The organism is Enterococcus sp. AZ109 (assembly GCF_051714625.1).
GTDB lineage: Bacteria > Bacillota > Bacilli > Lactobacillales > Enterococcaceae > Enterococcus_A.
Map to the genome: position 1 here is coordinate 708,291 of NZ_JBIOSF010000001.1, position 22,466 is coordinate 730,756.

At 39.6% G+C, this 22,466-nt stretch carries 18 protein-coding genes and 1 pseudogene; 4 read left to right on the top strand and 15 right to left on the bottom strand.

Annotated elements, in window-relative coordinates; all coding sequences use genetic code 11:
* Positions 1–11: 11 nt before the first annotated feature.
* Together iolE and iolD are read right to left on the bottom strand one after the other, a co-directional pair.
* Positions 12–905 carry a myo-inosose-2 dehydratase gene (iolE, locus tag IGI42_RS03385; protein WP_438714279.1) on the bottom strand — a complete coding sequence of 298 codons (894 nt, stop codon included), beginning with the start codon at positions 903–905 and terminating at the stop codon, positions 12–14.
* A 64-nt stretch (positions 906–969) separates the two neighbouring features.
* Positions 970–2,907 (bottom strand): 3D-(3,5/4)-trihydroxycyclohexane-1,2-dione acylhydrolase (decyclizing), encoded by a 1,938-nt coding sequence (gene iolD / locus IGI42_RS03390; protein ID WP_438714280.1) that lies wholly within the window; start codon positions 2,905–2,907, stop codon positions 970–972.
* 749 nt (positions 2,908–3,656) lie between these two features.
* Here iolD and IGI42_RS03395 point away from each other — a divergent pair.
* The 4 genes from IGI42_RS03395 to IGI42_RS03410 all read left to right on the top strand — a co-directional run bounded on the left by IGI42_RS03395 (position 3,657) and on the right by IGI42_RS03410 (position 8,426).
* The gene (locus tag IGI42_RS03395) at positions 3,657–4,790 is read left to right on the top strand and encodes a hypothetical protein (protein WP_438714281.1); all 1,134 of its coding nucleotides are present in this window, start codon (positions 3,657–3,659) and stop codon (positions 4,788–4,790) included.
* 485 nt (positions 4,791–5,275) lie between these two features.
* Positions 5,276–6,274, top strand: coding sequence for a class I SAM-dependent methyltransferase (locus IGI42_RS03400; RefSeq protein WP_438714282.1), 999 nt, complete (start codon positions 5,276–5,278; stop codon positions 6,272–6,274).
* 574 nt (positions 6,275–6,848) lie between these two features.
* A complete protein-coding gene (locus IGI42_RS03405) occupies positions 6,849–7,676 on the top strand; it encodes an AraC family transcriptional regulator (RefSeq protein ID WP_438714283.1) in 828 nt (275 codons plus the stop codon).
* Positions 7,677–7,856: 180 nt separating this feature from the next.
* Positions 7,857–8,426, top strand: coding sequence for a DUF1062 domain-containing protein (locus IGI42_RS03410; protein ID WP_438714284.1), 570 nt, complete (start codon positions 7,857–7,859; stop codon positions 8,424–8,426).
* A 318-nt stretch (positions 8,427–8,744) separates the two neighbouring features.
* Here the strand turns inward: IGI42_RS03410 and rsgA are convergent, their stop codons facing one another.
* From rsgA to IGI42_RS03475, 13 genes and pseudogenes are all read right to left on the bottom strand, one after another.
* Positions 8,745–10,091 carry a ribosome small subunit-dependent GTPase A gene (rsgA, locus tag IGI42_RS03415; protein ID WP_438714285.1) on the bottom strand — a complete coding sequence of 449 codons (1,347 nt, stop codon included), beginning with the start codon at positions 10,089–10,091 and terminating at the stop codon, positions 8,745–8,747.
* A 771-nt stretch (positions 10,092–10,862) separates the two neighbouring features.
* Positions 10,863–13,337 (bottom strand): ABC transporter permease, encoded by a 2,475-nt coding sequence (locus IGI42_RS03420; RefSeq protein ID WP_438714286.1) that lies wholly within the window; start codon positions 13,335–13,337, stop codon positions 10,863–10,865.
* Entirely contained in the window at positions 13,334–14,026 is a 693-nt protein-coding gene (locus IGI42_RS03425; protein ID WP_438714287.1) for an ABC transporter ATP-binding protein, read from the bottom strand. The genes IGI42_RS03420 and IGI42_RS03425 overlap by 4 nt, the downstream gene beginning before the upstream one ends.
* A 75-nt stretch (positions 14,027–14,101) precedes the next feature.
* Complete coding sequence (locus tag IGI42_RS03430; protein WP_438714289.1) at positions 14,102–15,004, bottom strand: sensor histidine kinase; 903 nt, start codon at positions 15,002–15,004, stop codon at positions 14,102–14,104.
* 6 nt (positions 15,005–15,010) lie between these two features.
* Positions 15,011–15,688 carry a response regulator transcription factor gene (locus tag IGI42_RS03435; protein ID WP_438714290.1) on the bottom strand — a complete coding sequence of 226 codons (678 nt, stop codon included), beginning with the start codon at positions 15,686–15,688 and terminating at the stop codon, positions 15,011–15,013.
* A gap of 136 nt (positions 15,689–15,824) precedes the next feature.
* A complete protein-coding gene (locus IGI42_RS03440; RefSeq protein ID WP_438714291.1) occupies positions 15,825–16,991 on the bottom strand; it encodes a M28 family metallopeptidase in 1,167 nt (388 codons plus the stop codon).
* A 47-nt stretch (positions 16,992–17,038) separates the two neighbouring features.
* Positions 17,039–17,815 (bottom strand): MerR family transcriptional regulator, encoded by a 777-nt coding sequence (locus IGI42_RS03445; RefSeq protein ID WP_438714293.1) that lies wholly within the window; start codon positions 17,813–17,815, stop codon positions 17,039–17,041.
* A gap of 18 nt (positions 17,816–17,833) precedes the next feature.
* Entirely contained in the window at positions 17,834–18,451 is a 618-nt protein-coding gene (locus IGI42_RS03450; protein ID WP_438714294.1) for a Type 1 glutamine amidotransferase-like domain-containing protein, read from the bottom strand.
* 544 nt (positions 18,452–18,995) lie between these two features.
* A pseudogene (locus IGI42_RS03455) lies at positions 18,996–19,343 on the bottom strand (tyrosine-type recombinase/integrase); the annotation flags it as partial.
* 240 nt (positions 19,344–19,583) lie between these two features.
* Entirely contained in the window at positions 19,584–20,432 is an 849-nt protein-coding gene (locus tag IGI42_RS03460; protein ID WP_438714295.1) for a MurR/RpiR family transcriptional regulator, read from the bottom strand.
* 270 nt (positions 20,433–20,702) lie between these two features.
* Entirely contained in the window at positions 20,703–20,933 is a 231-nt protein-coding gene (locus tag IGI42_RS03465) for an HAD hydrolase family protein (protein WP_438714296.1), read from the bottom strand.
* Complete coding sequence (locus IGI42_RS03470) at positions 20,930–21,439, bottom strand: HAD hydrolase family protein (RefSeq protein WP_438714297.1); 510 nt, start codon at positions 21,437–21,439, stop codon at positions 20,930–20,932. The genes IGI42_RS03465 and IGI42_RS03470 overlap by 4 nt, the downstream gene beginning before the upstream one ends.
* Before the next feature lie 56 nt (positions 21,440–21,495).
* Positions 21,496–22,464, bottom strand: coding sequence for a Gfo/Idh/MocA family protein (locus IGI42_RS03475; protein ID WP_438714299.1), 969 nt, complete (start codon positions 22,462–22,464; stop codon positions 21,496–21,498).
* Positions 22,465–22,466 lie beyond the last annotated feature (2 nt).

Sequence of the window (22,466 nt, forward strand, 5' to 3'; positions counted from 1 at the left end):
TCCTACTTTTATTAATCTTCAATAAATTGCATCACGTATTCTTTACCCATTTTTGAATAATCATACGGATTATAAACATATGGATTTTGTTCTGCTTCCACTACTAACCAGCCTTTGTATTCACGCTGTTCTAAAATTTCAAAGATTTTAGGGAAATCGACACATCCATCTCCGGGAACGGTGAAGACACCTTCTAAAATTGATTCCAAGAAACTCAATTTCTTTTCTTCACAACGCTTTAAAGCATCTGCTCGAACGTCCTTCAGGTGAATGTGTTTCACACGATCAAAGTGTTTCTCTAAAACCGCAACTGGATCATCTCCTGAGAACGTAAGGTGTCCGGCATCAAAAATGATATTGACATATTTCGGATCGGTCATGGACAACATTTTGTCGATTTCAGCTGCTGTTTGAACGGTCGTTGTCATATGTGGATGATAGACAATTTCCAATCCATGATTGTAAGCAATTTCGCCTAATTTGTTCAGACGGTCGGTAAAAGTTACCCATTCTTCTTCAGTTAATACTGGTTTGTCTTTATAGAAAGTATGTGCTCTATGCTGGATACTGTAGCTTTGATCAGAAACGTTGATGACTTTTGCTCCAGCATTTTTTAGAAATAGAACATGGTCAGTAAAATCTCTGACATCCATCCAGAATGGTCGTTCCAAAAGATAAAGACTGATCCAAGCGGTGATGGCTTTTAAATCCCGACGTTCTAATTCTTCATTCAAAATATTAGTGTCGCGGGGAAACAAAATACCGATTTCGGTTCCTTCAAAGCCTAATAAAGCAATTTCGCTAATTGTTTGTAAAAAAGTGGTCTCTTTCCCATATTCGGGCATGTCATCTTCGACCCATGCGATCGGAGCCACCCCTAGTTGGATATTTTCTTTTTTGATCATTGCATTCCCTCCTAATAGTTCTTTTTTATGCTTAACAGTTGCTTTTGCTGCCTATCCTACGTTTTTAGTATTGACGAGCGTTCTTCAAATATTTTTCTTTGTTTTCAAAGGCTTGTTGGACTTTTTCTGATTTACTGGTAGAGGCAACGCCGACATGCCACCAGCTCTTATACCCTTCCGCCATTGTCTTTGGTAATACTTTTGCATCAATCAAGACCGATTGTGTTTGTGATTTTGCATCTTTCAGTGCCGCTTCTAATTCAGCTGGTGTCTTCACTGAGTAAGTCTTCATGCCATAACCTTCACCAACTTTAGCAAAGTCAATATTGATATATTTGCCATCGGTTTTGCCAGTTTCTTCATTGCGGTAACGCATTTCAGTTGCCATGCTTCCAACCCCATTACCCATTTGCAGATTGTTGATGCAACCAAAAGCAGCATTATCGAATACAATGATATTGATTTTGGCATTTTCCTGAATCGCAGTAGTAATTTCAGAGTTCAACATTAGGAAAGAACCATCGCCAACTAAGGCATAGACTTCACGATCCGGTTCAGCAAGCTTAGAACCTAATGCTCCAGCGATTTCATAACCCATACAAGAGTAGCCGTATTCCATGTTGTACGTGTCTTTCACTTCAGCAGTCCACAGGCGGCCTAAATCACCCGGTAAAGAACCGGCAGCTGCTACTACGATTGCATCATCATCTAGTACCTCTCGTAAAATTCCAACACCATTTGACTCAGTAATTGTTCCGCCAATATCTCTAATAAAGTCATCCATAATTTCTTGGGTCCAGCTTGGTACGACTGGAACAAAATCTTTTTCGGTGTATTGAACCGAGCAAACCGCTTTGCGTTCAACTTCCCACGCATCTTTTAGCTCTTTCAATTCTTCGGTAGAATAGCTGTTTTGGTAATTCGAACTGCGTAATTGTTCTGCAATTTCTTCAATATTGATTTTTGCGTCACCAACAATGCGCGAAGCATCCAATTTTTCCGAATCAAATTCAGAGGTATTGATTGTTACGAACTTCACATCTTCGTTCCTGAAAAGTTCTTTTGAACCGGTTACGAAATCATTTAATCTAGAACCTACTGCTAGAACAAGATCCGCCTTTTCTGCCAACGTGTTAGCAGCTAAAGCACCAGATACACCCATTCCACCCATATTCATGGGACTAGAATATTTTGTCGCACTTTTTCCTGCTTGTGTTTCGGCATAAGGAATAGTGAACTCTTCACAAAATGCTTGCACAGTCGCTCCCGCTTCAGAGTAGCGAACGCCACCACCAGAGATGACTAAAGGATTTTTACTATTTTTGATTAATTCTAAGGCTTTATCCAATTCAGTCGCATCGGCTTTTCTCCGTGGAATCACATGGATCCGTTTTTTGAAGAAGTATTCTGGAAAATCATAACTTTCCCCTTGAACATCTTGCGGCAAGCAAATAACTACCGCTCCTGTATTGGCTGTGTCTGTCAACGTACGCATCGCATTAACCATTGCCGACATTAACTGCTCTGGACGGATCACTCGATCCCAGTATCTTGCGACGGCTTTAAATGCGTCATTTGTTGTTAATGATAGATCGTAGGATTGCTCTACTTGTTGTAGTACTGGATCTGGTTGACGAGTAGCAAATGTGTCTGACGGAAATAGCAGCAGCGGAACATTGTTTACCGAAGCAGTTCCGGCAGCGGTCACAAAGTTTGCTGCTCCTGGTCCTACTGAAGAAGTACAAGCAATAATTCGTCTGCGGTTATGCTGCTTGGCATAACTAATTGCTGCATGAGCCATTCCTTGCTCATTTCTCCCTTGATAAACTCTTAACCTTCCAGGGTCTTCATCCAATGCCTGACCTAACCCCACTACGTTTCCGTGTCCAAGAATTGTAAATACACCATCAACAAATGGTTCAACATCGCCGTCAAACTCGATATATTGATTGTTCAAGAATTTTACAACTGCTTGTCCGACAGTCATTTTGACTGTTTTCATAACTATCATCCTCCTTATTTGATTATTGTCATCGCTTACATGTTTAATTATAGGGATTTCTACATTTTGGAATTGTCGATTCTTGTTTTGTCTTTCTTTTTTTTCACGGTAAAAACAGGCGTTTTAGCGTGTTTACATAATTTCGTCATTTGCGATTTATTATTTCTTGCTAAATCTTGTTTTCCAGTTTATCCCTAGATCAGTCATTTTAAGTCGGTGAACCTGCGTAAAGTTTTTATCATTGCTTCAAAAAATGAAATAATCCCTTTTGAATGTACTTTGCCTATTTTGTATTTAGTTATATAGAAGGAATTGAAAAAATTTGTCTATTCAATCCCTGTGAAAGTCCATTTGGGCTGTGTAGCAGAAATGACATTCTTTATCCAGCTCCGGTTAATCAAATAGGTTCCTGGAACAGGTAAAAAAAAAGACTGTGACCTAAAACGTCACAGCCACTGAAAACTGCATAATCGGTAATAACTGAAGCAGTTCTCTTGGAAATAAGTCAGTATGCTTTCTAGATCGCTCCTCAAACCTATCAAGTTAAGCGCCCATCAAAAGAAACCGGTCACTGATTAATGTCTTATCTTTGTATTTCTTAGTTCGGGAATAAAAAAATTATTTTAGTATCAATAAACGCTTTATTAAATTTAAATAACCTTTAATTAAAATTAGCTATTGATTAAAGTAAGCGTTTACGATATATTATGATTATAAATTCCACTAACTAGCGAGGAGCCGTGAAAAGGATGAAAATTTATAAACTCGAACAACAGCATTTGTTTAAATTGACTAGAAAGCACTTGGAAAAAAGAGTGATTACGCATTGCCAAGATAATAGCAGTATCGCATACGTGGTTCAATGTGCCGTCGCAATTCTTGTACGTAACGCCTTTACACCCTTAGATTTCTCTTATCTAGCAAAAGATCAGATTTGTTCGTTGTTTTTGGAGCGTTCTCCAGAAGAATTATCTCCTGTTCGCCATTTGTGTGTTTATTTTCAAGCGTATTTTAGTAAAGAGGACTGGCATAAAGTCATCCAGCGCTTATTTAAGAATAAAAAAGAATTCTTAGCTGTTACCAAAGAAACCCGTTCCCGCACGGATCATCTTCATGCCATGCTTCATTCTGGAGCACGTGAGCCTAAGGAATTGGTGGATATTGCCACCCTGTTCAAAGACGCCAACGGAAAAAAACATCGCTTCACCTTCAAGAACGCCGATCCATGCTACTCCGTTCAGGAAATCAACGATCTGTTAGCCATCTTAGGCACCCTGACGATTTTCCAAAAAGATGGCGTGCAACGCTTCGCAGAAATCGTACGCTATATTTATGTCCCTACCACACCCGTTTATGATGCGGAAAAGAAAACAGAAGAAGTCAATGATTGGCAAGAAACTTTGTATGCACAATTAATAAAAGCGCTCGAAGTTATTTCCCATGTAAAAGTCAACGACAAACCAGGTGCTGGCTTATTGATTGAATCACCTAAATTTATCAAAACCAATTGTTACGCGGGAAAAACACCGGAGGAAGTGGCTAAACACCTATTTGACGGCTTTGCCTTCGATCCCTCAATTGATCAAAATGTGCTCATGAGTCGGATGTTAACTGGCCTAGTCAGTGGACTAAAACTAAAAGATGCCAAACCGATGATCGAATACAATGGGGAGCTGGAGGACAATGCTGGCAAAGAGCCGAACTCTGCGAACGTCACTAAATCAAAAAAACAAACGGGCACGAACAAGCCAAAGAGAGGAAAGAAAAAGTCCTCCACCTTCCTAAGTGCTGAAGAGATCCAAAAGAAAAAGGACCAATGGGAATACGAACAACTGATGAGGAAAGCGTATGTTAAAAAGCATGGGCATAAGAAAAAGCGATAGCCACGGGCACAAGGTTTTTGGTTGGGAAAAAATTATTACTGATTTAAAAACCAATGAATTTTTAACGTCACCTTGATACACAAGGCTGCGTTCCTAAATCAAAAGGAAACCAAAAAAAGAACTCTCAGATTATGCAATAACAATTAGCAACGACAAATAGTCTGCTCTATATAATAAAAAAACGCTTCAGCGATCTCGGGTCTTGTAATAATTGAAAGTAATTAAACTCAGGGAACTCATTACTGTTAGCATTGAGATCGTTGTGTTAGCAACCATTTTAAGAACTACATTCTATTCGTTAAAAGGATCAGAACCGTCCTCTTCCATGAACCTGTTCCCATTTTTCTTCTAGGAGACTACCATTTGATTAACAAGCCGATACTTTGATAATGGTAGCGGTTAATGCTACGATCATTGCACGAAACAAAAAGGAAAGAACGCTTTTGAATCGAGTGAATTTAGGAAAAAAAGTGAGGAAAAATTAGATGGAACAAACGGATTATCATGATTTTTTGATGGCAACATGGAAACCAGCAGAAACGGAAGCTATTTTAACCGCATTGGAGCTAGGAATTTTTGATAGTATCGATGCTGGACTTCATACGGCAGAAACATTAAGTAAAGAACAGGACTATCATTTACCAACAATCAAACGAATTTTATTGATACTAAAAAACACAGAATTCTTAACAGAACAAGCCGGAAACTATTTCATTTCAGCGAGGTATTCACCCTATATATTAAAGAACAGTCCATTATACAATGGTGAAATTTGGTTGCTGCATCAGCAGTTAAGCAGGAACTTGTTTGGTCATCTGACTGAAATGGCAAAAACTGGAAAAAGCGGAATCAATGTTTTTGCAGAGAAAGACACCCAAGTTTGGGAGAGCGTGATGCCGTTTCTTGATTCTCTAGCTAAAATTAGTGCCGAGAATATTGTAAGCTACTTTAAGCAAAACCTGCTGAAAAAGGATAACTTAAACATATTAGATTTAGGTTGCGGAACAGGTGTCTATACCGCCTCATTACTTGTAGAAAATGCTACTTGGCATGGCATCGGAATCGATAATGACAAAGTTATTGAAATTGCGAAAGACAAAAACAAGGATCTCGTAGAGCAAGATCGGTTCCATTTTCAAAGTGGCGATATTTTTGAAGACTTACCTGCAGTTCCAAAAGTTGATATGATCATTCTAAGCAATGTTATCCATGGCTATAATTACCAAGAAACTATTGATTTGATAAAAAATATCAGTCGCTATTTAAAGCCAGATGGCCTTATCGTGGTGAATGAATTTTTGCTAACAAACCCATCTGATAATTTGCAGTCAATGTTTGATTTGTTCTTCTCCTTAGTCGGTACAGGGAGTTCCTTCACTGACAGCCAATTACTTGAAATTTTTGGCGCTGTGGGTTTTGATAAAGTGGATGAAATTGACTTAAAGGGGCCATCTACAGTCTATCTTTTTTCAAAGAATAGTTAGGGTCAATTCTTTTATGAAGAATCCCCTAAATACAGATTGCTCATTGCTTATGAGCCAACTTTTTAATATTAATTATAGTAATTTGGTAGACAAGGAATCGGTCACTATCACTTTATAACTACCAACCAATCATTTAGAGAATAGTTCACACATAATTCCGCAGAAAAACCAATAAGAAGAACAAAAATTATTTGTAATAGTCTACTTAGACTGTGGGGATTTTCATCGGATGTGGTAGCTTTTATTTTCAGATTCCATGTTCTTGATAAGTTACGTAATCTATTTTTCTATACATCTGCTATGCATTAGTATTAATTTTGAAGATACCTAATCTTTTTTCCTTCATATGTTTTATTGTTATGGTGCCCCTCCTTTCTATGGGTGCTTTTCATTTGAATCTATGAATTCTGTTCACTAAGAAGAAAAGCGATTCGTCTCTATAAAAAGCTTGGTTATCAACAGAATTAGGTAAAATAAAAAGAAGGGATCCCGTTTCTCAAACAAGTATTCCTATTTTCTAGACGGCTTAAATCTGCTATGCTTAAACAAATATAGCTTATTAGGGGTTTGTTTCATGGATAAAAAAAGACTTGTAGACAGAAGTATTGACTATATATTAGATCATTACAAAGAAAACATTCTGATTGAAGATATATCGGATTCCCTATATATCTCCAAGTTCTATTTTTGCAGAATCTTCAAAGAAGTCACTGGTGAAAGTGTGTACTCATTTATCAAGCGGCTAAAGGTCGAACAAAGTGCTATCGATATTAAGCTGAAAAAGAAAGAAAAACTTTCCGATATTGGGCTAGACTATGGTTACAGCTCAAGTAATTACAGCACCGTTTTTAAAAATCTTTTCCATGTATCTCCCACTGCTTTCAGAGAACTAGCTAATTCTCGTACCATAAAAAATCCTTTTGATAGTAAAAAAGTGGAACAGCTTAAAGCTTTCGAAGACTATCAACTATTTGTACAGATCAAAGAGTTGCCAAATTATCCGGTCATTTTCCAGCGAACTTTGGGCAATTATGTTGAGTTGAAGGAAAAATGGGCAAACTTTATCCATCAAAACGAAAAGTTGATAAATTCGGAAACTATTCTGATTGAAAAATTTTATATGGACCCCTCTACTACAACTCATCCTAATAATCTTTGTGATTTATGCATAAGTGTAACTGATTCTACCGAGGGAATCACCACTATCTCCGGTGGAAAATTTGTTGTGTATTCTTTCAAAGGTTACATCCATGATATTTTCAGGGAATTGCAGGGGTTGTTTAGTATCTGGTTACCACAAAGTGAATTTGAAATGCGGGAACAATATGGATTAACTATTTATCATGAAATTGATTGGATAAGGGAGTACGTTGAAGCAGATTTTTGTATTCCGATAAAATAGAGCAAGAATTCAGAAGCCAACCAAAAAGTCTTCTTCTAAAATAAAGTTACTTACCACAAGTCACTTTATTTGGAAGAAGGCTTTTTACTATTTTTAAGGGAGGTTTTTCTATGCGGACACTAGAGGTTGTTCCACCTGTTTTTTCTCTTTCTTAATAGCATTAAGAAAGGAATGTTGGCGTTGAGAACAGTCAAATGGCAAGTCGATTGCTTAGCAACACCTACAATTATTCGACACTGCAAAAAATGTCACAGGGATACTGAATTTATCTGTTCGGATATGTTCCGAGTAAATGCGCAAAAAAAGAATCTCGATATTTGGTTAATCTATAATTGTGAGCAATGTAAAACCAGCTGGAATGCTACCATTTTTTCACGCACAAATTCAAACAAGTTTGATCCCGAATTACTCAATTTGTTTTTAAAAAACGATCCACAAACCGTAAAAAAGTATGGTCTAGATAAGACAACTTTAAAGAAAAATGGAGTTCAGATAAAGAAAATAGACTATGAAATAGTTGGAGAAAAGTTTCTACCCTCTGAATCAGTTAGGTTAGAGATCTCAAGCGATGTCCCCTTAGACATTAAGCTTTCAGTAATTATAAAAAGAAAACTAGAATTATCCAACCTAGAATTTAAGCAGTTGTTCATCAATAGCAGAATCGAGAAGCAGAAAGGAATCGTTAGAAAAAAATTAACCGATAAAATTACCGTGCTGCTTAATCTAGAGGAGGCAAATTGCTTAGATTAGTAACCTAGCTAACCCTATATCAAGCAGCAGAATGAGCATGCATAATAGCGAAAAAATCGTGTATTAGTTAAGAACCTAACTAATACACGATTTTTTTATTTTCTTAGGTGATCGACATGATTATATAATTTGCGACTAAATTTTATCTTATCTGGCTGGTACTTTTATTGCATTATCAGCGAGAATCAATACTTGTTCTGAGATGAAAAAAGAACATTGGAAAAAGGCTATAATGCTATATAAAATAGCAATTCACGTTTTCAGATTCTAATATCAGCAATCTTAACCAGCAGATATTTCACTCAGCTATGAAAATTCTCAGTTTTTGATTGGAAATGGTGACCGTTTAATCGCTTGATAAGCAAGTCTGACTAACAGCTGTTGATTGTCGTCAGCTGCCACACGATTGGATTTTAAGACGCCACAGTCTTGGCAACGATGGATAATTGCCCATTCACCATCGTCTTTTGACCAAATACTAACCGGTTCCATTATACCTTGGCAAAGTGAAGCGCGATCACCAGGCCGCGTGTCGATATGTTTACTGTTAAGACAATGGGGACAATGGTTGCGATGACGACTGCCAGCAGTTTCTGGTACTGCGGTTTTTCCGCAGGTTTCACAAATAAAACTGTGCCCACAAGCTTGAACTCGGTAATCGGACTTTTTCGATTGCTTCACTAGTTGTGATAATTGCTTCAAGCGCTGTTCTTTTTCTTTCAAATAACCATCTTTATCCTGTGTAAAGCAGGATTCAACTAAAAGCTTCAAGTAGCTTTCCCATCTTTCCGGTGAAAGCTCGCCTATTCGAATGGCCTCATTAATAGCACAGCCCGGTTCACTCTGATGCCGGCAATCATTAAATTTACATTGACCAAAATAACCTTCCACATCTGAAAAACTTTTCGACAATCCTTCTGTGCTCTCCCATAAGCCCACTTCTCGCATTCCAGGGGTGTCGATAATTGTAGCCCCATTAGCCAAATCAATCAACTGACGGTGACTAGTGGTGTGTCGTCCACGATGGTCTCGCTCTCTAACCTCGCAAGTATCCATTCGTTCTTCTCCTGCCAAACGATTTAACAGGGTGGATTTTCCCACACCAGAAGAGCCTAATAAGACAACGGTTTTCCCTGGCTGCAAATATTGAGATAGACAATCTATTCCCTCACCGGTAAGGGCACTGATGGCGTGGACGCTGGTGCCAATCGCAATTCGTTGAGCGGCTGCAATTTGGGGTGCATAGTCTTCAGCTACATCTGCTTTAGTCAACAAGATAACTGGTAACCCTCCTGATTGCCAAGCCAATGCCAAATATCTTTCTAGACGCCGTAAATTAAAGTCGCGATCCAATGATTGCATGATAAAAACATAATCAAAATTTGCTGCAATCAATTGGTTCTTGTTGCCGTTGGAGGCGGAATCTAAACGCGCGAATACTGATTTTCGCGGCAAAGTCTTTAAAATTAAGCTGTGATCTACCTTTTGATAATCTAAGATCACCCAGTCACCAACTGTGGGGAAATTTTCTGCGCCTTTAGGGTAGTTCCCACGCTTTATTCTGGCATAACCACTATCTTTTTGGCGGCTAAAGCCAAATAAATCTTTATGAACTGAAGTGATTCGTGCTTTATTTGTACTGTTATTATTAGTTAATTTTGTCATGTTGTTTTCTCCTTTTGTGTTTATCCTGCTCCTTTCTAGGCTTCTCAGCTTTCTTCACAAAATGGATGCATCAGCTGAAAAGCTAACGACTTACACTTAACATATAACTACATTCCCTTCTATTTTTCTTATTTCACTTACTGATTTCTAACATGCCTTTCCACCATCAATTACTATTGCGCCCACAAGCTACTAAATTGCTTTAAGGCTTCATCGCTAGAAAAAATCTTTTGTTATAATCACCAATTGCTCGGTTCGGATTTTTCATTCATTCGATCAAATTGTAAATCGCTATTTTTTTCTTTATTCATCCCTCTCTTTCGTTCCTGAAAAAGAGATACCTGTCTCTCAATAAATTATCCACCTAGAAAATACAAAAAAAGACGATAGTCATACTATCGTCTTAGAATACACTCATTCTATCTATCGACAGGTATCACTCATATAAGCACGCCAAATAAACCTACTCGTTTACTGGCTATTCAACTTACTGATTTAGATACCTGTTACACTCACCGAAAGGTCCTCTTATTCTAGGTTTTTAATTTATTTCAAAAATACTATACCAAGGACTGGCTATCCTGTCAAACTACTTGGGAAATTCGCTTCGTTATAAAGCGAATTTTTCAAGGCCGTTTTACTTTTTATAAACAAGAATCCAGAGCTTACACAATAATTCTAAAGAAGTTCTCGCTTCGGCGCTCGTATTAAAGAAAAAGCCGCTGATGAAAAGCCTGCCGTGATAATGCAGACTTTTCATCTTTTTCGCATTTATTCTTTGATTCGTTCTGCCAAGGTCCTCTTACTAGTGGATTTCATCACTAGATATGGAGTAATCAAACAGATAATGAACATCACCAGCAGGGCTAACCCGATTTCCCAGAAGGACAAACTGAAGCTGGCATAAGTGGCGGATTTTTTTATAATAGTAAACAACCCATAGGTGACACCAATTCCAAAGGTCCCTACCAACACAGTAACCATCAAGGCATAATAGCCCCCTTCAAACATTAGCACACGGTTGGTCTGCTTTCTGGTCATACCAATACTTTCCAAAGTAGCCAGTTCCTGTTGTCTAGCTAAAATACTGGTGGTAATGATATTGACAAAATTCAGCAGACCAATCAAGGCCAGAATCAATGCCAAGGTATTGCCGATCATTCGCATCGTGGCAATTTCTTCTTGCGCCTGAGCCCGCATGTCCGTCTTGGTTCGCAGCGTGTAAGCATATTGACTATTGAAAAACTGCTTCAGTTGCTGAGAAACCGCGTCGGCTTGCTGGGATTTCAGGTTAACAAAGCCTCTTAATAATCCGCCATTTGGCGCCAGTTGGTGAAAATGCTCCTCGGCAACGAACATCACTGGCGCCCCTTGAGAAAACACCTCTAAAAAATCATTCGGAATAAAGCCGCCGACTTTAAGTTGCTGCGGCTGTTGGGGATCATCCAATGTGGCAAAATCTAATGTCTCCATCCCCGCAAAATCCTCCGGGTAATCAGATTGGATCAACCCAGTTTCCCCCGCCTTAAAAGCGGCTGGATCAAAAGCTGCATCGTCTGCCACTAATTTTTCAGCTTCCGCTGGATCAATACTCACCAGTTTTCCGATAAAGTGCTTCGGATCAATTTTAGCGGCGTCGATCTTGGCATAGTTGAAATATTGATTATAGGATTGAATGTAAGCAGCAAACTGGTCTTCCTGGTAAGGTACACTGATCGGCGCACCGTAATAAAGCCGCTCTTCGCTTACTCCTTGGCTATGATCCAGCAGCTGAGTCATCTGTTGAGTGACTAAATATTGTTCCTGGCGATTGGATTCAGAAAGATCAGATTTGGTGGTAGTGTTGGCAGGATCGATCATAACGTCATAATCCATTTCACTGACCACGAACTTTTCAAAATCGATGCTTTTTACTAAGGTATTCACCGCCACAAAGGAAGTCAGTCCCAAGGTCATAGAAAGAATTACCACCAACGCCCGTTTCTTGTCCCGGAAAATATTGCGCCAGGCCATGAAATACAGCTGACCGCCTTTTTGGGAGCGGACTTTGCCTTTTTTCACCTTAGCTTCAGTAAACTGAATTGCCAAAACCGGAGAAACCTTGGAGGCATAATTGGCTGGTTTAATCGAGCTCAGCAGCATCACCAATAGCGAAAAAGCGGCCGCGCCAATATAAATCAGCGGCTGCGTAGAAACAACAATCGAGTCGGCATAGTTGGTGCCCTGCATCACAAAGGGGATAAACCAGTAGGACACCGCGTAGCCTACCAGCAAACCGCTGGGAACTCCAATCGCCGATAACAACAGCGATTGATTGAAAATAATCTTTCGCAGTTGCTTTTTCGTCGTGCCTAGTGCCTTGAGCAGTCCATAAAAACGAATGTCATTGGCAATCGAAATATAGAGCACATTGTAGATTAGAAGGCCGCCGGAAACCAAAATAATCCCTAAAAACATGCCTAAACCGATGATCATAGATAGGTGGCTTTGACCAGACTCTCTGACAGTTCCCTTGATTTCCTGACCCTCAGACAAGTTCAGTTTTTTCGTCAGCCGAGTATTTTCTTCATAAATATTGCTGCCGTCAGTGTACTTGATGGAGTAAGTTCGCAGACGATTATCCGAACGATATTTTTCGGCAAATTCATCTGACACTAGAAGATAGCTCAAATCCGGTACCCGCGTTAACACATATTCTTTGTAAAAGCCGCTGAGAACAAATTCCTGCTGCACTGGTTCTTCCTCAATAAAATACGAAAGAGTAATCCTTTGACCTATCTTAGGATTGGTTATGCCTAAATCCTTCAGTGCCGCCAAGGGGGCCATGATCTCCTGTTTATTTTCTGGGTATTTGCCGGTTAAATGGTCAATCGGCGCTTGCCGCAGCTTCTCCCATTCCGACCGGCTATACCAATGCAGGCTCATATTGATCTTTTTATTTTTCAGCATTTGACTGTCAACGGTACCAATTGTTTGCTGGATACCTACTGTTTCTACGGCTGGATCCTTTTTCAGCAAGTCTAGCTGCTGCTGGGTTAAGTCGCTAACGTTGGCGTCTGCAGTAGTTCCGATCCGCTGCAGGGTCTGTCGGTTATTGGCTTCTAAAAAGCTCATGCCCAAACCAAGCACTGAAGAAATCAGCAAGGTGGTTAATGCAATGGCTAGTACGATAAACAGATTGCGCCGCTTGTTGTTTTTGAAGCTTTTCCACCACAAGTCGTGGATAATTTTCCGCTGCTCCTTCATGACCAATCACCACCAGTGATCTGCACCTCAAACAGCTTGCCGTCTTCAATTCGAATCACCCGATCTGCCAGCTGAGCAATTTGATCGTTATGAGTAATCACCACTAAGGTCTGGTGGAATTTCTTAGCTGATTGCTTCAATAGACCCAGCACATCTTGGCTGCTTTTACTGTCCAGATTACCAGTCGGCTCATCGGCTAAAATAAGTGCTGGCTTTGAGGCCAATGCTCGGGCGATAGCCACTCGCTGCTGCTGGCCTCCGGATAACATTGAAGGCAAACTGTCTTCCCGACCTTTTAATCCCAGCGTCTTTATAACTTCGGCCACAAACTCTGTGTCAACCTGATTGCCATCCAATTGAATCGGCAACACTATGTTTTCGTAAACACTCAAGATCGGGACTAAATTGTAATGTTGAAACACAAAGCCGACATTACGACGGCGAAAAATAGTTAGCTCTTCTTCTGATAATTTTTCCAGCGATTTGCCAGAAACTTCGATACGGCCTTTGGTAGGTCGGTCCAACCCTCCTAATAAGTTTAACAAGGTGCTTTTTCCAGACCCGGAGGTTCCAACAATTGCGACAAATTCTTTTTCACCGATGGTCATGCTAACATCATTGACCGCATGAACCTGCGTTTCTCCTTCTCCGTAGGTTTTGGTTAAGTGATGCGTTTTTACTACATCCATTTCAACTACCTCCCTTTATCCTGAGTATAGCAAGCCCAGATGACAAGAGACTGTCACCTGGGCAGTTTGATTCTGTCAGTTTTGTAAGAATAGCGAAAGTGTAGTCCTTTGGTTGGCAGATTCTGCCAATACGTAGCCGCCTTGAGCTTCCACAATTAAACGGGTGAGATAGAGCCCGATGCCAAAGCCCTCTACCGATTTTTCCTTCTGACTGCCGCGGAAATATTTGGTGAAAATTTTCGGAAGTTCTTCCGCTGGGATTGTCGGCCCCTGGTTGGTCACTCGGATGCGGGTGTAAAAGCTCAGTTGATCCACTTCAATCGTAATAGGTGAATCTGGGAAAGCGTATTTCAAGGCATTGTCCAGTACATTGCTGAGAGCTTCGCTGGTCCATTTAACATCATGCGAAACAGTCAGCACAGGACAGCTTACTTCAAATCGTTCCCTTTGCTTTGCGTCAGTACTTTGCTGGAGGGCCCGTCTGATGGTACTAGCTAGCGGAACTTTTTGCAGATTCATGGGTAACGTACCCATTTCCAGCTTGACCATTTGTAAAAATTCGCTCACTAGCCAATTCAAGCGCTTGGAGTCAAAGCTGATACGAGCCAAAAATTCTTTCGCTTCACTCGCTGCTAAGCCTTCACTCTGCAGCAGCTCGGCGAACATCACAATACTAGTAATTGGCGTGCGCATCTGGTGAGAAATATCAGCGATCAGTTCCTGTACGCCGGCTTTTTCAGCGACAGCCTGCTGGCGATAGGATTTGTTGGCTTCAGCGATCCGGATGGCTTTAAAAATCAGCCGATCCTTGGCCCCTTCGTTATACATGGAGACCTCGGCAGCGTAATTATCGTTGATGATGTCATCCAGCACCTGTTCGATCTTTTCCAGTTCCTGCTCATGCTTTTGCCGCGTATAAAGAAAATACAACAGGAAAAGCAGGGCAAAGGCCCCCACCGTTAACCTGTATATCACCATTCTGGTCTACTCCTTTTTCCAAACATAGCCAATCCCCCGAACCGTTTCAATGTATTGCGGATTCTTCGGGTCCTCTTCAAGCTTCAAGCGAATCCGCCGCATATTCACCGAAAGGGCATTTTCATCCACGAATTTGCCGTTATCATCCCATAGTGCCTTCAGCAGCTGTTCTTTTGTCAGTACCACTCCGGCATTTTGCATTAAATAGCTAATCATGCGAAACTCAGTAGCACTCAACAGAATTTCTTCTCCTGCCTTAAACAAGCGCTGGCTCTCAAGGTTCAATACAAAAGGCGGCAGCTGAATTTCTTGCGCTTGGCGTTCTTCTCTTTTTAAAATAAGAGCAATTTTAGCCTTCAAAATTCCTAATGAAAAAGGTTTGGTCAAATAGTCATCGCCACCAATCGACAAGCCGGTAATAATATCGATTTCCATATCCAGTGCCGTCAAAAAGAAAATCGGTGCCCTGGAAAACTGGCGAATCTCTCGGCACAAATCAAACCCATTTCCATCCGGCAAGTTCACATCCAGAATAATCAAATCCGGTGTGGTTTCCTTAATTAGCTCAATGGTCCCCTGCACTTGGTAGTTAGTATGTACGCTATAGCCTTCTTGCTCCAAGCAGAAAGAGATCCCTCGTCGTAAATTCTCGTCGTCTTCTATCACGATTATTTTCTTTTCCATCTTTTTTCCTCGACATTTCGTTTTTATTTTATTATCTCGTTTCTTTCTTGAATTTTCAATGATGTCTGCACAAGGCGTAAGAAAACAATCCCCAAGTCTGCTTTCACCTTGAGGATTGCTCTGATTGATTGCCTGATTAAATTGACTTCAGTATTTGGTATAGAAAAGCTGCGGCAGTATCGACAATAGCCGGATCAACTGTGTCCAGAGTATCTGCCGGTGTATGAGTATTTGCCAGTGCTCCTTCAAAAAGATCGGAAGAGGATACAGCAAGACACGGGATTTGTTGAAAAGCAAAGGTAGCGTGATCACCGGCAAACCATTGCTCGCCAGATACGATTTCTGGACGCTGGCTCATCTGATTTTCTAGGGTGTCTGCTAGACCTCCAGCTACATTGTAAGTGGAAATCGCTGTTTTTGATCCGATATGGGCTGGCGAATCGATATTGATAACCAGCTTCACTTTTTCATCGCTTTTTGCTAGCTCCGCCAAATAACCAAGCTCACCATCAGCGCCATAATATTCTTCTGTATTAAAGGGAACGAAATCTAAAGCAAAGTCGAAATCCTCCGATTTGCAAAGGTCCATTAATTGGATCAATACAGCTAACCCAGTCGCGTTATCCAGCGCTCCCGTCGTATTGTATTGAGTGTCCATATGAGCGCAGATGATGACCTTTTCTTTTTGCTTCCCTGGCTTTTGGGCAATCAGCTGGCGACTTTCCACTAGTTCATTTTGTGATGAGATTGTCAGCTGCAGCTGACGGCGTTCACAGAGCTGTTTGACTAAAGCAAAGGCATCCACTTTAAAGTAAGCCGATGGAAGCATAAAGTTTCCATCAGAAAATAAAGGAAACGGGTCCCAGCCACTCATTTGGCTTTTCCCTGTAGCCGCTAAGATTGCTTTGGGGCGATTGATTTCCAGTGCTTCGATTAATGCTTTATGTTCCTCTGGGTAGTAGAAGGGATAATCTTTGGGCTGAATTCCGTCTTTGGTTAAGTCTCCGTGCAAGAGAACAATTTTATCTGCAATCCGCTGATCTAATTGATCTAAGGAATCTGCCGCAATCACCTCGGCTGTGCCGGAAAAGCTGGGTGAAAAAGGACTAGTAAGCAAGTCTACTGTCCCTTCGTTTAGTTCACTTCCACCATCGTTCCACACCTTGCATTGAAACGGTAATGCTTTAAGCTGATAATCCAGCTTTTCTGATACCTCTTCGAAAAATTCAAGGATTCTTTCGTTATTGGCCGTTCCCACCGGGCGCTCCACAGCAATTTTTTCTAACAGCTCGTTTACGTTCATTTGAAATTCCCTCCCGTTGTTTAACTTTACAAGATGATCTTATCATCTCAGTTTAGGGGTGGTGTGCAAATGGAGGGTTTCATTTTTGACAGTTTTTCAATCAGGTCGGGAATCTTTCTCCCCGCAGCATTGAGCCGCTCCAGCTCCGCCTGCCAACGATCTCCTACGGCGGCAGGATCATCTGACAGATCATTGGTTTCTAGCAAAGTTGCCGTATCATCAGTCATGCTTAATAAGCTTTTGTGAATTGCCGCGATACTGTAACCAGCCTGCCTCAGCATGTAGATGATCTGCGCTTGTTGGACCATTTCACTGGAATAGCGTGTTTCACCAGATGCACCAACTTCGGCTTCAGGCAGCAGCAGCCCGTTTCTTTCCCAATTTCTGACGGCTTCCACCGTAATATGAAGCTTAGCCGCCAGCTGTTTCCGGGAAAGAGATCCACCAAATTTGCTTGGCGGTCTCTTTGATAGCCAATCAGCTAAAATTTGGGCGGTCTCTTTGGCAACGTGGATTTCCGCGGCAATACGCTCTAAATAGTTTTGCGTATAGATTGCCGCTTGTTTCCAATCTTGCCTACCCGAAGCTAGCATGATATCGTTGCTGGCTAATCGAATGCCCTGATTGAAAAAAGGATAGCCATAAACACAACGGCAGATGTTCATTTGATCCACGTGCATTTGCGTAAAGACCCGGTAATTATTTTTCCTTCTTTCCGCTTTAGAAATATATCCCGCCGACTCATACAAGCGAATCGTGTTAGGGTGCAGCTGAAATAGCTGAGCCAGCTGTGAGGTAGAATAAGTTTTTTCTGGTGTGTTCATAGCTTCTCCTTGTTGATTTTACTTCTTATTTAAAATCGCCACGTTTTCATCATCAACTAATATCCCTTGATGGTCATTGATAACCACCAAATTATGTTGTTCACCGTATTCTTCAACGATGGTAGCCACTGCTTTTTTAAATTCCCGATTTTGATTGTGGGGAACCACATAAGCTGAAATTAGATTCAGGCCAGAGCAATCTACTAACTCTGGAGCTTTTGAGGGATCGTCCATTGGTTTTGAATACTCAATATTCGGTGCTACGACTATCGCTCCTGCAGATTCGCCAATATACAGCTTTCCTTGATTGACCTGCTCAACTATCAGTTGATCTGCCCCACTGCGTTTTAGTTCCTGCAGTAGGTAAAAGGTATTGCCGCCAGTCACATAAATATAATCATTTTTTTCCAACGTGCTTTTGATCGTTTCATAAGAAGCTGTCGAAATCTCCAGCTCCTCGATAATCAATCCTAATTTTTTCAAGCGCCATTTGCCTATCTTTACAAAAAAGCCCAGCTTTTCTACTTTACTAGCGGTGGGGATATAAGTAATCGTCTTGTTTTTTAAAATTGGTTCTACTTTTTTCAATAGGTCTTCTACATTTTGAAACATAGATACCAACAGCATTTTTTTCATTCAAATCGCCTCCAACAAGTTCGGAGCGGGTTTACTAAAGCTTTAATCTGAGAAAATCTTCAGAAAATCCGCCTTCTTTTTATCTGTCTAGTCATTAATTGATGAGATTCCATTCTTTTTCATCTCTTCAATTTCTTCTATTGAAAAGGGGATTTTATCTTCCTTTATCACAACATCTTTTGCAGTCGTATAGCGAAATACTACAAAATGACAAGGCTTGGTTTCGTGCACCCCTGTTCCCTGCCTTTTCAAATAGTTTCACCAGTATTATAGCATGGAAGCGATGTCATTAATTAAGAAAAAAAGGAGATAGATTTCTTCTTCCGACGTTCAAAAGTGCCACAAAAACCCAAAGAAAAAAGCCCTTGTTTCCAAGGGCTTTGGTACCATTCGATAATAATGATTAACGACGGATTTCTTTGTTCCTGCGAAAGTTTTAAAAAGACTGTTATATCAATGTTTCTAAGTAGAATGACTACATTTTGACTGCAATTTCTAGGCTATTGTGAATTAATCACTGACTGTGGCGAATATTAAATATTAATTAGCTCTCCAGATCAACAAAAACATTCAGTGGTTTTAGGCGTTCATCTTCTGTAAGATGACGATAAATTTCTGATGTTGACTTGTCCGCATGACCTAATTTTGCTTTTAAAACATCCCAACTACAATGTTCTGCAACCAAGCTTGCCATTGTATGACGAGTTAAATGAGTATGGAATGGTTTAGTAATTCCACATTTTTTAACACAATTCTTGATATGATTATTTACGTAGTCTCTCCTAAAAGGGAGACCTCTTTTTGGGGGCTCCAAGTAAACAAACAAATATGACTGAGGGATAATGAAATCTAGATGTGACCGCATTTCGTCTAATACCTCTATTAAGTGTTTTGGAATAGCAGTCATATTCAAAATTAGCAATGGTTCTTAATCAGCTAATGGCCAATGAAACCTTCACGAATTGAAAAGTATGCAATTCACTTTTCCTGATGCTGAGTCTATTTATCCACGCCTCAAATCAGACCATTTCTAAGTGAGTCACTGAGGTTCTTAACATTACTGTGTAAAAAGCTTTCAACTAAATAATTATCATAGTTTAGTTGATAAGCCCTTTGTATTTGTAACAGAACCCTATATCTTCTCTTGTGAAAAAAGTTCTTCGTTTTTACTCAATTGTTTGTAACTATCTTCTTGTCCGATTGTTAAAAATAGATATAAAATTTCAATAATTGTTGAAGCGGAAATACGAGAAAAATAGAATTCATCTAAAAATAATTTTTCTCTTGTTGCTGTCTGTAAATGAAACTTACATTCTTTTCCTATAGCCGAATTTTTATTGTTGGTAATGCCTATAGTTGTCACACCACGTTCACTAGCTAACTTTGTTATCGCATGAATTTTACTTGATTCACCTGAGTTGGAAATGACAATTAAAACATCTTCTTTTGTTAATGTTAAACTTAGTGCTGTTTGTGTTTCCCAAATGGTGCCTGACACAGCCGAAATCCCTATTTCACTAAACTTATATGCGCCATCAATGGCAACAGGAATGGTATTCCCCACTGCGACAAGTTGGACGACCCTAGCCTGCCGAATCGCTTCAATAATCTGATATAATTCATTGGTATCAATCATATTGACAGTAGCTGTCAATTCAGCAACTTTGTTCGACAATATATTTTGTAGTGATTGTTCAATATTATCAATGGATACATCATTTGATACAGGAATTGTTGTATCCTTTTCAACCACTTCCCTAGCTAAACTTATCTTTAAATGATGAAAGCCATTCATATCTATTTTTTTACAAAATCTTGAGACGGATGCTTCGCTTACATCACATTTTTTTGCTAGTTCTGCAATGGTCATATCAATTACTTCTCGAGGATGATTCATTAGATAAGTTGCTATTTTTTTTTCAGAGTCAAAAAACTGATTGTAACTACTATATATTTTATCTAAAATTGTTTGATTTTCCATGATTCCTCCATTGAAGTTTTCTTTCAAAAAAGTATAACCTTTAGCATTTATTTCGTCAATTGCGTTAATAGTTTGATAGCGCTAAGCATTTGTTTGAAGATTGATGGATTGTCAAATAGCTTTCTTTCAGACACTTCATTTTATCACAATGGATGTGACAAAAAAATGGACCATAAAGGCCCAAAATTGAGGATACATTCTGTCACAATTTATCTTCTTTTTCGAAAATAGAATCGCAAATCACCTTTAATGAAAAAGAACTTACATCATTTAGTTTGTATTCCCTGCAACAGAATCATTAAACCAGCCAAAATGCTTACAAGCTTTATAGATACCTTTATCTATATTAGTATCCGTAACATAGGATGCTTTATTTTTCAATTCATCCGTAGCGTTTCCCATGGCGATAGTAAACCACTCTTCTTTAAACATTACTAAATCATTGCTATCATCGCCAAAAACAACAACATCTTCCAAAGGAGCACCTAAATGAGCCATCATTTTTTCAATCCTTGGTCTTTTTGGTCATACTGAAACATTAAGTACTGTGGCTCAAATCGCAAATGACTCAACGTATTTTTTAAAATCAATTTTTCTTCCTTTTCTAGAGGAATTGAAATGAAAAATTTATAAATAGCCGTCAATTCTTCTATATTGAATGCTGGATCAATCACATAAGTTGTTGGCTCTTTTCGCTCACCTACTTGTTCTCTGAAGTGATCATCTTTCGCATATACCTTTTCTGAATCATCTATCATTACTAACGTGCCATAACCCAATGATTCAGCTTCACGAAGGATGGCTATGGGTTTTTCTAAATCCAAAGGTGTATTTTCTATTAACTCACCCCCGACCACTATCCCTGCTCCGCCACTACATACCATATTCGCTAAACCAATGCTTTCCATAAATGGTTTTGCTTTATAATGCGCACGCCCTGTCGCAATGGACACAAAATGACCGGCTTCTTGTAGTAATGTCAAAGCTAATTGTGCGGATGGAACCACTTGATTGGTCGCTCTATCTGTTAGTGTTCCATCAATATCAAAAAAAGAAATATTTTTTACTCAAATGGATACAACATCCCCCATTGATTTCTTACAGACGTTAAAGTCGCCATAACATCTCGGATATATTCTAGATTTTCATCCCCTGATTGATTGGTGATGTACGCTTCCATATCTTGCACTTCATATTCTAATGCACGTTCACTCTCACCAGCTTCAATCACTTCTTGACGGCCATCACTTGTGTAAGTAATCGTTGCTTTATCCGCTCTTGGGTATTCATTTACTTCAATATAAGCATCCTCACACGAAACAACTCCGCGTTTAGGTTGTTTCGCCCGCATCGTCAATGCCATAACAGCCATCTCATCATCACTATTTTTTAGAATAATACCTGATGATTCATCTACACCCGTTTCAAAATAATTAGCGGTTGTTAATACAACGTTTGCTTTACTACTCATGAAGAAACGCGCAAATGATGTGGCATACACACCAATATCAAGAAGTGCTCCACCTGCTAGTTCTTTAGAGAAGAAACGATTGTTTACATCGTATTCTTTACAGCTACCAAAGTTAACTTGAACCATTTTAACTTTTCCTAATATACCACTGTTTACAATATCTTTTAGTTTTTTATACAACGGCATGTGCAATAAAGTCACACCATCTGAAATAACCAAATTCCGTTCTTTCGCGGTAGCAACACATTCTTCTAATTGTCGGTCATTCACTGTAATAGCTTTTTCACAAAAGACATGCTTATTGCTTTCTAAAGACTGTTTCATCATTTCATAATGAAAATTGTGTGGTGTCGCTACATAGACGATATCTACTTTATCATCCGCTAGTAATTCATCTAAACTACTATAGGCATGCTGTACGTCAAATTCTGCCGCATAAGCTTTTGCTCCTTCTAAACTTACATCACAGACTGCATAAATTTCTCCGTGAACCTTTTGTAATGCTTCCCCCATTTCGTGAGCGATCCAGCCAGTTCCTATAATTCCCCAATTGTATGCCATAT

Coding starts and splice junctions, on each gene's coding strand:
- IGI42_RS03450 (WP_438714294.1), bottom strand. CDS start 18,451: ATGAAAAAAATGCTGTTGGTATCTATGTTTCAAAATGTAGAAGACCTA.
- IGI42_RS03440 (WP_438714291.1), bottom strand. CDS start 16,991: ATGAACGTAAACGAGCTGTTAGAAAAAATTGCTGTGGAGCGCCCGGTG.
- IGI42_RS03405 (WP_438714283.1), top strand. CDS start 6,849: ATGGATAAAAAAAGACTTGTAGACAGAAGTATTGACTATATATTAGAT.
- IGI42_RS03430 (WP_438714289.1), bottom strand. CDS start 15,004: ATGGTGATATACAGGTTAACGGTGGGGGCCTTTGCCCTGCTTTTCCTG.
- IGI42_RS03445 (WP_438714293.1), bottom strand. CDS start 17,815: ATGAACACACCAGAAAAAACTTATTCTACCTCACAGCTGGCTCAGCTA.
- IGI42_RS03460 (WP_438714295.1), bottom strand. CDS start 20,432: ATGGAAAATCAAACAATTTTAGATAAAATATATAGTAGTTACAATCAG.
- IGI42_RS03465 (WP_438714296.1), bottom strand. CDS start 20,933: ATGATGGCTCATTTAGGTGCTCCTTTGGAAGATGTTGTTGTTTTTGGC.
- IGI42_RS03420 (WP_438714286.1), bottom strand. CDS start 13,337: ATGAAGGAGCAGCGGAAAATTATCCACGACTTGTGGTGGAAAAGCTTC.
- IGI42_RS03475 (WP_438714299.1), bottom strand. CDS start 22,464: ATGGCATACAATTGGGGAATTATAGGAACTGGCTGGATCGCTCACGAA.
- IGI42_RS03435 (WP_438714290.1), bottom strand. CDS start 15,688: ATGGAAAAGAAAATAATCGTGATAGAAGACGACGAGAATTTACGACGA.
- IGI42_RS03395 (WP_438714281.1), top strand. CDS start 3,657: ATGAAAATTTATAAACTCGAACAACAGCATTTGTTTAAATTGACTAGA.
- iolD (WP_438714280.1), bottom strand. CDS start 2,907: ATGAAAACAGTCAAAATGACTGTCGGACAAGCAGTTGTAAAATTCTTG.
- rsgA (WP_438714285.1), bottom strand. CDS start 10,091: ATGACAAAATTAACTAATAATAACAGTACAAATAAAGCACGAATCACT.
- IGI42_RS03425 (WP_438714287.1), bottom strand. CDS start 14,026: ATGGATGTAGTAAAAACGCATCACTTAACCAAAACCTACGGAGAAGGA.
- IGI42_RS03400 (WP_438714282.1), top strand. CDS start 5,276: ATGGAACAAACGGATTATCATGATTTTTTGATGGCAACATGGAAACCA.
- iolE (WP_438714279.1), bottom strand. CDS start 905: ATGATCAAAAAAGAAAATATCCAACTAGGGGTGGCTCCGATCGCATGG.